The sequence below is a fragment of the Frateuria sp. Soil773 genome (genome assembly GCF_001428405.1).
In the GTDB taxonomy this organism is placed as follows: Bacteria; Pseudomonadota; Gammaproteobacteria; order Xanthomonadales; family Rhodanobacteraceae; genus LMSL01.
Map to the genome: position 1 here is coordinate 297,966 of NZ_LMSL01000002.1, position 13,303 is coordinate 311,268.

12 protein-coding genes are annotated in these 13,303 nt (G+C 70.9%); 7 read left to right on the forward strand and 5 right to left on the reverse strand.

Going from position 1 to position 13,303, the window contains the following annotated elements; translation table 11 throughout:
• Nucleotides 1-24 precede the first annotated feature (24 nt).
• A complete protein-coding gene (locus ASG87_RS01410) occupies nt 25-957 on the forward strand; it encodes an NAD(P)/FAD-dependent oxidoreductase (RefSeq protein WP_055999655.1) in 933 nt (310 codons plus the stop codon).
• 130 nt (nt 958-1,087) lie between these two features.
• Here the strand turns inward: ASG87_RS01410 and ASG87_RS01415 are convergent, their stop codons facing one another.
• Nucleotides 1,088-2,284, reverse strand: coding sequence for a fatty acid desaturase (locus ASG87_RS01415; protein WP_055999658.1), 1,197 nt, complete (start codon nt 2,282-2,284; stop codon nt 1,088-1,090).
• 163 nt (nt 2,285-2,447) lie between these two features.
• Here ASG87_RS01415 and ASG87_RS01420 point away from each other — a divergent pair, with 163 nt between their 5' ends.
• The 6 genes from ASG87_RS01420 (at nt 2,448) to mutM (ending at nt 8,278) form a co-directional block, all read left to right on the forward strand.
• On the forward strand, nt 2,448-3,191 hold the full coding sequence (locus ASG87_RS01420; RefSeq protein WP_055999662.1) for an ABC transporter ATP-binding protein: 744 nt from the start codon (nt 2,448-2,450) through the stop codon (nt 3,189-3,191).
• Entirely contained in the window at nt 3,188-3,973 is a 786-nt protein-coding gene (locus ASG87_RS01425; RefSeq protein ID WP_055999665.1) for an ABC transporter permease subunit, read from the forward strand. The genes ASG87_RS01420 and ASG87_RS01425 overlap by 4 nt, the downstream gene beginning before the upstream one ends.
• Complete coding sequence (locus tag ASG87_RS01430; protein ID WP_055999668.1) at nt 3,973-5,328, forward strand: Gldg family protein; 1,356 nt, start codon at nt 3,973-3,975, stop codon at nt 5,326-5,328. The genes ASG87_RS01425 and ASG87_RS01430 overlap by 1 nt, the downstream gene beginning before the upstream one ends.
• On the forward strand, nt 5,328-5,819 hold the full coding sequence (locus ASG87_RS01435; RefSeq protein WP_056000254.1) for a hypothetical protein: 492 nt from the start codon (nt 5,328-5,330) through the stop codon (nt 5,817-5,819). The genes ASG87_RS01430 and ASG87_RS01435 overlap by 1 nt, the downstream gene beginning before the upstream one ends.
• Nucleotides 5,820-5,885: 66 nt before the next feature.
• On the forward strand, nt 5,886-7,295 hold the full coding sequence (gene gndA, locus ASG87_RS01440; RefSeq protein ID WP_056000257.1) for an NADP-dependent phosphogluconate dehydrogenase: 1,410 nt from the start codon (nt 5,886-5,888) through the stop codon (nt 7,293-7,295).
• 155 nt (nt 7,296-7,450) lie between these two features.
• Nucleotides 7,451-8,278: a bifunctional DNA-formamidopyrimidine glycosylase/DNA-(apurinic or apyrimidinic site) lyase gene (gene mutM / locus ASG87_RS01445; protein ID WP_055999671.1), complete on the forward strand. Its 828-nt coding sequence runs from the start codon at nt 7,451-7,453 to the stop codon at nt 8,276-8,278.
• Between the two features lie 30 nt (nt 8,279-8,308).
• On the opposite strand, the gene ASG87_RS01450 is transcribed toward mutM, so the two are convergent.
• The 4 genes from ASG87_RS01450 to ASG87_RS01465 all read right to left on the reverse strand — a co-directional run bounded on the left by ASG87_RS01450 (nt 8,309) and on the right by ASG87_RS01465 (nt 13,268).
• Nucleotides 8,309-10,000: a sulfatase-like hydrolase/transferase gene (locus ASG87_RS01450; protein ID WP_235499550.1), complete on the reverse strand. Its 1,692-nt coding sequence runs from the start codon at nt 9,998-10,000 to the stop codon at nt 8,309-8,311.
• 343 nt (nt 10,001-10,343) lie between these two features.
• Nucleotides 10,344-11,114, reverse strand: a complete 771-nt coding sequence (locus tag ASG87_RS01455) for a hypothetical protein (protein WP_055999678.1) — start codon at nt 11,112-11,114, stop codon at nt 10,344-10,346.
• A gap of 60 nt (nt 11,115-11,174) precedes the next feature.
• Nucleotides 11,175-11,804, reverse strand: a complete 630-nt coding sequence (locus ASG87_RS01460) for a thymidine kinase (protein WP_055999682.1) — start codon at nt 11,802-11,804, stop codon at nt 11,175-11,177.
• Between the two features lie 126 nt (nt 11,805-11,930).
• On the reverse strand, nt 11,931-13,268 hold the full coding sequence (locus ASG87_RS01465) for an NAD(P)/FAD-dependent oxidoreductase (protein WP_055999685.1): 1,338 nt from the start codon (nt 13,266-13,268) through the stop codon (nt 11,931-11,933).
• Between the last annotated feature and the right edge of the window lie 35 nt (nt 13,269-13,303).

Here is a 13,303-nt window from a genome sequence, read left to right on the forward strand (position 1 = left end):
CTACGCGACGCGAGAGGAGACCCGATGAAAAACCAGCATCCGCCCTACGACGTCGCCGTGGTCGGCGCCGGCGCCGCCGGGCTGCAGGCGGCGCAGACCCTTGGCCGGATGGGACAGTCGGCGGCCGTGTTCGACGCCGGCCATTACCGCAACGATCCGGCCAGCCGCATGCACAACTTCCTGGGCCACGACGGAACCCCGCCTGCCGGGCTGCGCTCGGCGGCACGCGCCGATGCCATGCGCTACGGCACGGTGCGCTTCCTCGACTGCGCCGTCGCCCGGATCTCGGGAGATGCCGGCGACTTCCGGCTGGACCTCGAGGACGGCCCGCCGGTGGCGGCGCGGCGCGTCCTGCTGGCGACCGGCGTGACCGATCGCCTGCCGGACGTGCCCGGGCTGGCCCCGCTGTTCGGCGACGTCGTGGCGCACTGCCCGTTCTGCCACGGGTACGAGTTCTCGGGCACGCCGGTCGGCCTGCTCGGGGCCGCGCCGCACCTCGCCCAACTGGCCGCGACCGTCGCGCGGATGGCGAGCCGGGTGATCGTCCTGCCCGATGCCGACACGCCCGCGCCGGAACTGCTCGCCAGCCTGGCCGGAATGGGCGTGGACCTGCGTTCGGGCCGCATACGCGGGGTCCGCCGCGGCGGACCCGGCCTCGTCGTCGACTTCGCGGACGGCGCCTCGCTGGACCTCGGCGGCCTGTTCGTGAAGACCGACTGGCGGCAGGCCGCCCCGTTCGCCGCGCACCTCGGGCTCGAACTCGCACCCAGCGGCGCCGTCGCGGTCGATGTGCTCGGCCGCAGCAGCCGTGCCGGCGTCTATGCGGCAGGCGACATGGCGCAAGGCCCCGGCCTGCCGATGCCGATGGCCTCGGTGCTGACGGCCGCCGCCGCCGGCCTCGTCGCCGCGGCCGCCTGCGTGCAGGACGCCGCGGCCGAACGGATCGGCCGGGCATAGCGGTTTCGCCGTGCGATGGGCAGCCACCGGACCCGCGGCGGCGCGTCCCGCAACCCCGGACGAAGCATCCGCCGCCGCATAAAAAAAGCCCGCCGTACGGCGAGCTTTTCCGGTCAGGTCATGGAGGGGCTCAGGCGGCGTTCGCCACCGCGTAGCCCTTCAGCCGCGCGGCGAACTCCTGCAGGGCGCGGATGCCGCTCTGCTCGGCCTCGTGGATCCACTGCTGCAGCCCGCTCAGCGCCTGCTCGGCGCCGCGCTGCTCCAGCAGCGCCGCGAGGCGACTGCGGAAATCGCACACCGTCCGCAGCGTCGGCCGCTTGGCCAGCACGGCCTGCAGCCTGGCGTTGCCTTCGTTGTCCAGCCAGCGGCCACCGTCGGCCAGCGCACGCCGCATGCGGCGCGGCACCGCCTTGATGCTCTCGCCGGCATGCTGCGCCTCGTCGCGCAGGGTCGGCACGATCACGTTGCGGTAGTAGTCGGTCATCGCCTGGAAGCGGTGGGTCAGCACCGCCTTGAGCGTCTCGGCGTCGGGCAGGTGCACGTTCGGGCGCACGTCCAGCGACGGCGCGACGCGCAGCACCTTGGCCAGGCCCACCGCGCGCAGCGCGCAGATCACCGCCCAGCCGATGTCGAACTCCCACTTGCGCAGGGCGAACTTGGCCGAGCTGGGAAACGCGTGGTGGTTGTTGTGCAGCTCTTCGCCGCCGATCCAGAAGCCCCACGGGATCAGGTTGCGCGCGGTGTCGGCGCTCTCGAAGTTGCGGTAGCCCCACCAGTGGCCGATGCCGTTGACGAAGCCGGCGGCCCAGAACGGGATCCAGATCATCTGCACCGCCCACAGCGCGACGCCGATCACGCCGAACAGCGCGAAGCTGACCACCAGCATCAGCGCCGGCCCCCAGTACGGATGGCCGGTGTAGAGCTTGCGCTCGATCCAGTCGTCCGGGGTGCCGCGGCCGTACTTCTCCAGGTCTTCCTTCACTTCGCTGGCGTCGCGGTACAGCGAGACGCCGTCCCAGAACACCTTCTTGATGCCGTAGATCTGCGGGCTGTGCGGATCTTCCTCGGTCTCGACCTTGGCGTGGTGCTTGCGGTGCACCGCCACCCACTCCTTGGTGACCATGCCGGTGGTGAGCCAGCCCCAGAAGCGGAAGAAGTGCTGGATCAGCGGGTGCAGGTCCACCCCGCGGTGCGTCTGGCAGCGGTGGTAGTAGATCGTCACCGTGAAGATGGTGAGCTGGGTCATCACCAGCATGTAGATCACGATGCCGAGCCAGCTTGCGCCGGTCACGCCGTTGATCAGGAAGTTGAGCACTGCATCGAGCATGGGTAACCACTCAGGTGATTGAAATGTCAGTCTAATCGAGGGTTTCCGTACCCGCCAGCATGGATCGGCGCCGCCCTCGGGCACCACGCTGGAACGTGTTGCAGGGCGCGGTTGCGGCTCCCGCCAGTTGTCTAATCCATGGGGGCGCCGTGACAATCAAGCAATGACTTTGCCACAACCGCTGTTAAAGCTTGATTCGGTGAGCCGTCGCCGCGCCGGCCGGGCCGCCGTGCGGGACCTCGACCTGGAACTGCGACGCGGCCAGGTGCTTGGCCTGCTGGGCGTCAACGGGGCCGGCAAATCGACCACCCTGTCGATGATCGCCGGAGCCCTGCGCCCCGACAGCGGCCGCATCGCCCTGGATGGCCACGACTTCCTGGAACGCCCGGAACTGGCCGGCCGGCTGCTGGGCTGGCTGCCCGAACGTGCCCCGCTGTGGCAGGAACTGACCGTGGGCGAACACCTGGACACCCATGGGCGCCTGCGCGGGCTGGCCGGGAACGCACTGCGCCAGGCGCGCGAGGCCGTCATCGAGCGGCTGGAGCTGCAGCCGCTGGTACGCCGGCTGGCGGGCGTATTGTCGCAGGGCCAGCGCCAGCGCCTAGGGCTGGCCTGCGCCCTGCTGCACCGGCCGGCCCTGCTGGTGCTGGACGAGCCGGCCAACGCGCTCGACCCGGTGCAGGTCGCGGCATTGCGCGCGCTAATCCGCGAGCAGGCCGCCGCCGGCACCGCGGTGATCCTGTCCACCCACCTGCTGGCCGAGGTCACCGCGGTGTGCGACCGCGTGGCGATCCTGCACGAAGGCACGCTGCGCCACGACGGCCCGGTGGCGAACGACGACCACGCCGCGCTGGAGCGCCGCTTCTTCGAGATCGCGATGAACGGCGCGCAGGCGCGCGCCGCATGAGCACGCTCGCGGTGGCGCGGCTGGAACTGCGCCGGCTCTCCGTGCGCCCGCTGGCCTGGGTGCTCGGCGCGCTGACCCTGGCCGAGCTGGCCTGGCGCTTCACCCTGCTGCTCGGCGGCTTCCTCGCCGGCCAGGTCAAGCTGGCCGCGATGCCGGGCGGCCCCGGCTATACCGACCTGGTCGCGGTGCCGCTGCTCAGCAGCATGCTGACCGGCGGCTTCCTGCCGTTCGGGCTGGCCGAGCTGGCCCTGGTGATCGTGCCGCTGCTGACCATGTCGACGTTGGCCGGCGAGCGCGGCAACGGCACCCTGCCGCTGCTGTTCGCCACCGGCACGCCGGCCTGGCAGATCGTGCTGGGCAAGTACCTGGCCGTGCTCGGCTGGCTGCTGCTGTGGCTGCTGCTGACCCTGGCGATGCCGTTGAGCGTGGCGCACGGCACCCACCTGGACTGGGGCAAGCTGGCCGCCGCGACGCTGGGCAGCGCCGCGATGCTGGCCGCGCTGGCCGCCGTGGGCCTGGCCTGCTCGGCGTACGCCTCGCACCCGGCGATCGCTGCGGCGGCCAGCCTGATGCTGGCGCTGGCGCTGTGGATCGTGAACCTGGGCGCGCAGGTCGCCGGCATCGACAACGGCGTACTCAACTGGCTGGCGCTGGGCACCCACCTGGAAACCCTGCTGCGCGGACTGGTCTCCAGCGCGGACCTGCTCTGGTTCGTGCTGGTGGCGGCGGTGGCGCTGGTGCTGGCGGCGCACCGCCTCGCCGGCGACCGGGAGCGCAACTGATGGGCCGCCGCTTCGCGCGCCTGGACGGCTGGCTGCTCGCGCTGGCGCTGCTGCTCGGCGCCGCCGCGATCGGCTACCTGGGCAGCCGCCACGCGGTGGTCGCCGACTGGACCGCCGGCGGCCGCGCCAGCCTGTCCGCGGAAACCCGCGCGGTGCTGGCGAAGCTCGACGGCCCGGTGGAGATCGTCAGCTACGCCAGCCCGCAGGGCCGGCTGCGCCAGACCGTGGCCGCCTTCGTGCAGCGCTACACCCGGCTCAAGCCCGACCTCGGCCTGCGCTTCGTCGATCCCGAGCGGGACCCGGCGGCGATGCGCGAGCTGGGTATCACCGTCGACGGCGCGCTGATCGTGCACTACAAGGGCCGCGAGCAGCACCTGGACGAGTTGTCCGAGCGCAGCCTGAGCAATGCGCTGGAACGCCTCGCCCGCGGCGGCGAGCGGATCGTCGCGTTCGTCGCCGGCGACGGCGAGCGCCAGCCCGACGGCAAGGCGAACGCCGACCTGGGCACGTTCATGGCCCAGTTGGAAAGCCGCGGCATGCGCGCGGTGCCGCTGAACTTCTCGCAGGTGACGGCGGTGCCGCAGCACACCGACCTGGTGGTGCTGGCCAGCCCGACCCTGCCGCTGCCGGCCGGCGCCGTGCGCGCGCTCACCGACTACCTCGCCCGAGGCGGCAACCTGCTGTGGCTGACCGAGCCGGGCAACGAGGACCTGGGCCTGCGCCCGCTGGCCGACGCGCTCGGCGTGCGGGTGCTGCCGGGCGTGCTGGTGGACGGCGGCGGCAGCGCGCTGGGGCTGCAGGATCCGCGCATGATCGCGCTCGGCGACTACCCGTTCCACGCGGTCACCGCCGGCTTCCGCATGACCACGCTGTTCCCGCAGGCGTCGGCGCTGGCGCAGGTCAGCAAGACCGCCTGGGCCGTCGTGCCGTTCCTGCGCTCCGGGCCGCAGAGCTGGACCGAGTTCCAGCCGATTGCCAACGACGCCGGCTCGACCATCCGCTACGACGCCGACGCCGACGAGCTGAAGGGGCCGCTGGACTTCGGCTTCGCGCTGAGCCGGCTGTCGCCCAGCCCGGACAAGAGCGTGCAGCGCGCGGCGGTGGTCGGCGACGGCGACTTCCTCTCCAACACCTTCCTCGGCAACGGCGGCAACCGCGCGCTGGGCGAGCGGCTGTTCGACTGGCTGCTCGGCGACGACGCCCTGGTGAACATGCCGCCGCGCGGCGCGCCGGACCGGCTGCTGCGGATCTCGCAGGGCGGGCTCAACACCGCCAGCCTCGGCTTCCTGATCGTGCTGCCGCTGCTGTTGCTGATTGCCGGCGGCCTGATCGCGTGGCGCCGGCGGCGGCGCTGATGACGCGCAGCGGACGCCGGCGGCTGGTCGCCCTGCTGGCCGTGGCCGCGCTGCTGGCGGCGGCCGGCTGGCAATGGCGGCAGGACCGGCACGCCGCCGACGGCACCCTGCTGGCGCGCGACCCCGCCTCGATCGACGCGATCGCGCTGCGCCTGGCCGGCGCGCCCGTCGAGCACTACGCCAGGCGCGACGGCCACTGGTGGCGGACCGACGCCGGCACGCCCGTCCGCGCCGACGACGGCCGCCTCGGCGAACTGGCCGAGGTCGCCGCCGCGCCCGTGCTGGGCTGGCGCGAGGCCGACGCGTTCGAGCCGGGCCGGATCGGCCTGTCGCACCCGCTGGCCGTGCTGACCCTGGACGGCCAGGCGCTGGAATTCGGCGAGAGCATGGCGACCGGCCCCCTGCGCTACGTGCGGGTCGGCCGGCGGATCGCCCTGGTGCCGCTGCGCTATACGCCGCGACCGGTGCAGGGCGTCCGCGCCACGCCGTAGCGGACACTTGCGCCGCCACGGCCTCGCCCCATATCGACGGGAATGATCCCGAGCTGGAGCACCGCGATGACCAGGCAACCGATTGGCGTGTACGGCATGGGCGTGATGGGCCGCAACCTCGCGCTGAACATCGAGAGCCGCGGCCACGCCGTGTCGATCCACAACCGCGGGCGCGCGCTCACCGACGAAGTGCTCGCGGCGCATCCCGGCCGCCGACTGGTGCCGACCTATTCGCTGCAGGAGTTCGTCGACTCGCTGCAACAGCCGCGGCGAATCCTGCTGATGATCAAGGCCGGCGCCCCGGTCGACGAGACGCTGGCCGCGCTCAAGCCCCTGCTGAACCCCGGCGACGTGGTGATCGACGGCGGCAACAGCTTCTTCGAGGACACCATCCGGCGCGAACGCGAGATGCGCGAGGCCGGGCTGCACTTCATCGGCAGCGGCGTCTCGGGCGGCGAGGAAGGCGCCCTGCACGGTCCCTCGATCATGCCCGGCGGCCCGCGCGAAGCCTACGAGCTGGTCGCGCCGATCCTCACCGCGATCGCCGCCCGCGCGCCGGACGGCGAGCCGTGCGTGGCGTGGATGGGCCCGGACGGCGCCGGCCACTACGTGAAGATGGTGCACAACGGCATCGAGTACGGCGACATGCAGTTGATCGCCGAGAGCTACGCCGTGCTGAAGCGGGTGCTCGGGCTGGGCAATGCCGAACTGGCGTCGATCTACGACACCTGGAACCGGGGCGAGCTGGACAGCTACCTGATCGAGATCACCGCCAGGATCTTCCGCCAGAAGGACCCGGAAAGCGGCAAGGACCTCGTCGACGTGATCCTCGACCGCGCCGCGCAGAAGGGCACCGGCAAGTGGACCAGCCAGAGCGCGCTGGACCTCGGCGTGCCGCTGCCGCTGATCACCGAGTCGGTGTTCGCGCGCGTGCTGTCGTCGCTGAAGGACGAGCGCGTCGCCGCCAGCACGCAGTTGCAGGGGCCGCCGTCCGTGCCCTTCACCGGCGACCGCGACGCCTTCATCGAGGCGGTGCGGCGCGCGCTGTACCTGAGCAAGTTGGTGTCCTACGCGCAGGGCTTCGCGCAGTTGCGCGCCGCCTCCGCCGAGTACGGCTGGAAGCTGGACTACGGCACCATCGCGAAGATCTGGCGCGGCGGCTGCATCATCCGCGCCCGCTTCCTGCAGGACATCGCCAGCGCCTACGCGCACGACGGGCAGCTGGCCAACCTGCTGCTGGCGCCGGGCCTGCGCGAGACCGCGGTGGATTACCAGGCGGCGCTGCGCGAGGTGGTCGCCACCGCCGTGCGCGCCGGCGTGCCGGTGCCGGGCTTCGCCTCGGCGATCGCCTACTACGACGGCTACCGCTCCGCGCAGTTGCCGGCCAACCTGATCCAGGCGCAGCGCGACTTCTTCGGCGCCCACACGTTCGAACGCGTCGATCGCGGAGGCAGTTTCCACGCCGACTGGAGCTGAGGCTTAGGAGTGAGCGAAGAGGAATGAGAAGCGAGAGTGCGGTTCGCGGTGACCCGCACGGCTTTGCCCTGTCGACCACATTCGTGCAACACGGCCCTTGATCGCCACAGCCTCTCTCTCACTTCTCACTCCTCTTTATCTCACTTCTCGCCCCCATGCCCGAACTACCCGAAGTCGAAACCACCCGCCGCGGCATCGAGCCGCACCTGCTCGGCCGCCGCGTCGCCGCGGTGACGCTGCGCCGGCCCGACCTGCGCTGGCCGATCCCGCGCGAGATCGCCGAACTGCTGCCCGGCCAGCGCATCGACGCGGTGGAGCGGCGCGCCAAATACCTGCTGCTGCACACCCGGGCGGGCAGCGCGCTGCTGCACCTGGGCATGAGCGGCATGCTGCGCGTGCTGCCGCCGGACGCGCTGCCCGGCAGGCACGACCACGTCGACATCGCGCTCGAACCGACCGCGGCCGAGGGCGCGCGCGTGCTGCGTTTCACCGACCCGCGCCGCTTCGGCTGCCTGCTGTGGCAGGCGCCGGGCGAAACCCACGAGCTGCTCGCGAGCCTCGGCCCGGAGCCGCTGACCGACGCCTTCGACGGCGACCTCTTGTGGCACCTATCGCGCGGCCGCAGCGCGGCGGTGAAGCTGTTCCTGATGGACAACGCGGTGGTGGTCGGCGTGGGCAACATCTACGCCAGCGAGGCGCTGTACGCCGCCGGCATCGACCCGCGCCGCGCCGCCGGCTCGGTCTCGCGCGCACGCTACGCGCGGCTCGCCGCGGAAGTGAAGCGCATCCTGGCCTGGGCGATCGAACGCGGCGGCACCACCCTGCGCGACTTCCTCAACCCCGACGGCGCGCCGGGCTATTTCTTCCGCGAGCTCAACGTCTACGGCCGCGCCGGCGAGCCCTGCCACGCCTGCGCCACGCCGGTGCGGCAGGCCGTGCTCGGCCAGCGCTCCACCTTCTGGTGCCCGCGCTGCCAGCGCTGATGCGCCCGCGACGGCGATGGCCCGCGGGCGCTACCGGTAGACGTGCAGGTGGTCGAAGATCCACGCGTGGTAGGAATGCAGCAGGGACTTGTCCGGGCATTCCTCGTACAGGCCCCCGCACCGGGTCTCCAGGCTTTCCAACGCCGAGAAATAGGGGTCCGCGGGCAGGCCGGCGGTCCGCAGCACCATGCTCGGCAGGTAGGCGATGTCGACCATCGGGTAGTTGGGCAGCGTAGGGCCGGCGAAATTGCTCTTGAGCATGAAGTACGTGAGGCTGTCCCGGTAGGGCTCCAGGCCCGCCGGCACGGTGCGCGGCATCTCGCGGATCACACCGCTGAAGGACGGCTGGTGGTCGCCGAAGTGCATGATCACGGTGGGCTCCGGGCGATGCAGGAAATCCCGCTCCAACTGGCTCATGCCCTTGTCCGACTCCTGCAGTTGCGCGAGGTAAGCGCTCAGGTTCAGTTCCTGCGCCTGGGGAAGGTCCGGCAGCAGGCCCTGGTCGAACGGTGCGGGCAGTTCCTTCAGCGGATGCTTGTCGTGGGGGCCGTGCTGCGCCATCGTCAGGACCATCATGAAGATCGGCCGGCCGGCCTTTCGGTTCTCGTCGTAGATCTTCTTGGCCGCGGCGAACATCTGCTCGTCGTTGGCATGCCACATCTTCATGCCGAGGTCGTCGATGTCGTAGAACTTGTCGAAGCCGTAGGCCTGGTAGGCGTTGCGCGCGTTGATGAAGCCACCGTTGGCGGGATAGACCGCAATGGTGAGGTAGCCCATGCGGCCGAGCTGCATCGGCAGGCTGTCGTGCATCCGCGGCGCCAGCACGAACGGCGCATACGCACCGGCCGGCCCGAAGATGCTCTGCGGCATCCCGGTGATCGAGGCGAATTCGCTGACCCAGGTGCCGCCGCCGAAGGTATGCGTGCGCAGCGGGCCGTGGGCGCGGGTGTACTCGTCGGGCTGGAACATCTGCACGCGGCACTGCGCGATGGTGCAGCCGGCGAAGCCGGAAGGATCGAACGTGCTTTCCTCCAGCACCTGGATGATGTCGGGGCGCGCATCGGGCGGTGCACCGGCCGGCGCACGCCCCTGGGCGGTGTCGCCCCAGTCACGCTCGGCCGTCGCCGCATCGCTCATGGGAGGCAAGGTGGGGCGCATGTCGTGCGCCGTGACGAAGAAGTTGGTCATGTGCGCATCGTCGGAGAGCTTGCTCCAGAGATCGGCGCGATAGACACCCGCGAAGACGCCATCGGGCCGCAGGCACAACCAGGCAAGCATTGCGCAGGCCGCCACGCCCGCGACCCGTGCCCCCAGGCGAAGTCCGGTGCTGCGCATGCGCCCAAACAGCGGGCGGTCGTTGCGCCATACGAGCCACAGAAGCAAGGGCACGATCACCACGGTGTATATCGCCGAGCGCCACAGGTGGGGGTACTGCCCCAGGGTCTGGACCAGGCTGCCGCGGACGAAGTAGACGAAATCGGACAGCATCAGCGGCGATTCCAGATAGCGGAACTTCACCGCCGCGATGAACGCCAGTTCGTAGAACAGCGCACCACCGACGACCAGGGCGAAAGCCAGGCGTCCCGTCGCGAACGCCAGCATGCCGACCGTGCAAAGCATGAGGGCCAGGATGTAGTTGCGCTGGATCTGCTCCGGCTGCAGCCAGGCGCTCTTGGCGACGCAGAGGGCGAAGACGACGACGGCAAGCAGGAGCACGAACATCCGTGTACCGCGCCTTGGGCTTTGTCGCATGCATGGCTCCTTCAAACCGTTCCCCTCTGTGCAGGGAATCCTCGTTCTCGAAAAACGCCTTCCAGCGCCCGAACCCGTTCGCGAACGCGCCCGGCGCAAAGCCGCGGCCGATGCATCGGGAAGGCAGCGCATACGAAAGGAGGCGCCCCTGTTCGCAGAACCTCGCCTGCCGCCGGTGCAGGCACGACGCGCCGGCTCCGGGCAGCCCGCATGGCTCCGGGCAGTTGCGCATCATAATCGATGACAAGGGTGTTACAGGCGCCATGCCATTGCACCCGAGCGCGGCGGCGTCATCCCGCGCGCCCCGCGGCGTTCACACCGGCCAGCGGAACGCCACGTGGGTATTGCTGAACCGCGGGTCGTCCATGCTGCCGCCCGGCTGCGCGACGAGCCCGCCCGGCACGCCGTCGACGTCGAGCGGCTGGCCTTGCGCGAACTGCGCGCCGAGCGCCTGCAGCTCGACCAGGCGCTCGCACAGCAGGCCGGCGCGGTCGATCTCGGCATCGGGGATGTTGCGCAGCTCCAGGTCCGGCCGGCCGAACTTGCGCATGCCGCGCGTATGCACGCGCGAGCGGTCCGCGCCCTCGTCGGCGCTGCGCAGGATCAGCACGTGGTTGCGCGGCGGCGCGCCGCCCGGCACCAGGTAGTGGCGGCGCCAGGCGGCGGCGTCGAACAGGGTGAGGATCTGCGGGTCGAGCACGCTCTTGCCGCCGATGTCCAGCAGCGCCGCGAGCACGCCCATGGTGTCGCGCAGGTAGTCGAGCGAATCGCGGTCCTTGAGGGTGCCGCGCACCACCAGCACGTCGGGCTCGATGCGCGCCTGCTCGTAGGTCTCCGGCGCGTCCTCCTTCAGCAGGGCGCCCAGCGCGCCGGCCAGCGGGTAGCCGTCCCAGTGGCGCAGCACGGCGTTCTGGAAGCGCTGCAGCTCGACGCCCTCGGGCAGGCCGTTGCTGCCGTGGCGCGCGGCCGGGATCGCCAGGTCCGGCGCGAACTGGCCGAACACGAAGAACTGCAGCACCGCTTCCTCGTCGCCGGGCTGCCAGTACGGGCGCGGCCAGGCGCCGGTGGAGGTGGGTTCGGCCATGTCGTTTCCTTGTTGGTGATGCGCCGCGGGGCGATGCTCATGGGGTACCTCGCCGGATGGCTACCGCTCGCCCAGCGGCAGGACCGGCTGCTGCAGCTCGATGCGGCCCCGACCCTCGGTGATGTGCTTGAACTCGGCGCGGCTCACCGAGACATAGCGGTCGTTGCCGCCGATCTCAACCTGCGGCCCCTCGGTGACGGCGCGGCCGTGCTCGTCCACGCGCACCACCATGGTCGCCTTGCGGCCGGTGTGGCAGATCGTCTTGATCTCTTCCAGGTTGTCGGCCCAGGCCAGCAGGTAGCGGCTGCCCTCGAACAGCTCGCCGCGGAAATCCGTGCGCAGGCCGTAGGCCAGCACCGGGATGCCGAGCCTGTCGACCACGTCGCTGAGCTGCCACACCTGCGCCTTGGCGAGGAACTGCGCCTCGTCCACGAACACGCAGTGCAGCGGCCCGTGCAGGGCGATGTCGGCCTCCACCAGCGCCAGCAGGTTCTCGTCGCCGCGGAAGCGCCGCGCGTTCGCCTTCAGGCCGATCCGCGAGGCCACCACGCCCTCGCCGTAGCGGTTGTCCAGCGCCGGCGTGAGGATCAGCGTGCGCATGCCGCGCTCGTGATAGTTGTAGGCGCTCTGCAGCAGCGTGGTGGTCTTGCCGGCGTTCATCGCCGAGTAATAGAAATAGAGCTTGGCCATGAGCGCGGGAATCGGGAATGGAGAATAGGGAATGATCGAAGCCGTGCCAGCCGGACCATGCCCGCAAGTTTCTCATACGCCCGGCCCTGCGGGCCCTCGCTTCTCCTACTCCCTATTCTCCATTCCCTATTCCCGATCCAACGGCGTATTGCCGCCGGTGAACCGCGTGCGGGCCTGGGCCAGCCGGTATCGGTGCTCGGCGCGGCTGCGGCGCCAGTCGCGCAGGCAGCAGATCGCATAGACCAGCTTGAACAGCCTGAGCCGCCACAGCACCTTCGGCGTGTCGAACAGGTCGCCGGCAAGCATTGAGATCACGCCCTGCTCCAGTTGCCAGGTGTTGTGCGGCGAGCGGAACATCTGCTGCATCACCGGGCCGTTGAAGCGGTAGATGAAGAACGAGAAGCGCGCCATGCCGGCGCGCTGGCGCTTCTCCAGCGCGCGCAGCAGCGCCGCCTCGCGCTCCGGCTCGCGCAGCGCCCGGTCGACCATCGCGGCGGCCCGCTCCGCCCCGCTCATCGCCAGGTACACGCCGGAGGAGAACACCGGGTCGAGGAAGGCGAACGCGTCGCCCACCAGCACCCAGCCCGGCCCGCCCATCCGCGCCGAGTCGTAGGAGTAGTTGCCGGTGACGCGCACCTCGTCGCCGATCAGCTCGGCATGTTCCACGCGCCGCCACAGCGCCGGGCTCAGCTTCAGCGTGTCGAGCAGGAATCCCACGGTGCGGCCCCGGCGCTGCTTGAGGTAGTCCGGCCGGCACACCGCGCCCACGCTCATCACGCCGTCCGGCAGCGGGATCATCCACATCCAGCCGTGCGCGAAGCTGTAGATGCTGATGTTGCCGGCGTCCTCGCCCGGCCGCCGCTCGGCACCGCGGAAATGGCCGAAGATCGCCGCGCTCTGGTGCTGGCCGTTCTTGCGGCGCAGCCCGTACTTGCCCGACAGCAGGGCGTCGCGTCCGCTGGCGTCGACCACGTAGCGCGCCCGCACCGCATAGGCGCGGCCGTCGTCGGTCTTCACGTCGAGCCAGGTCTCGCGCGGCCCGCGCTGCTCCACCCGCACGACCTCGTGCCCTTCGCGCGCGTCCGCGCCGGCCTCGCGCGCATGGTCGTACAGCATCCTGTCGAAGTCCTGCCGCCATACCTGGTAGGCATGCGGCGGGCTTTGCCCGATCGCACGGGCGAACGCGTAGGTGTTGTAGCCGCGCGCGTTGTCGGCCTCGAAGTCCGCGCCCGGCTTGAACACACCCAGCGCGCGCACCTTGTCGAGCACGCCGAGCCGCTCGAACACCGGCAGGTTCATCGGCAGCAGCGATTCGCCGATATGGAAGCGCGGGTGGCGCGCCTTCTCCAGCGCGATCACCTTGTAGCCGTGCCGCGCCAGCAGCGTCGCCGCCGTGCTGCCGCCGGGCCCGCCGCCGATCACCGCCACATCGCACGACTCAAACGTCGTATCCGTCTGTTCCACCCTGCCTCCCTCGTCGATCCCGCCGTATCGGCGGG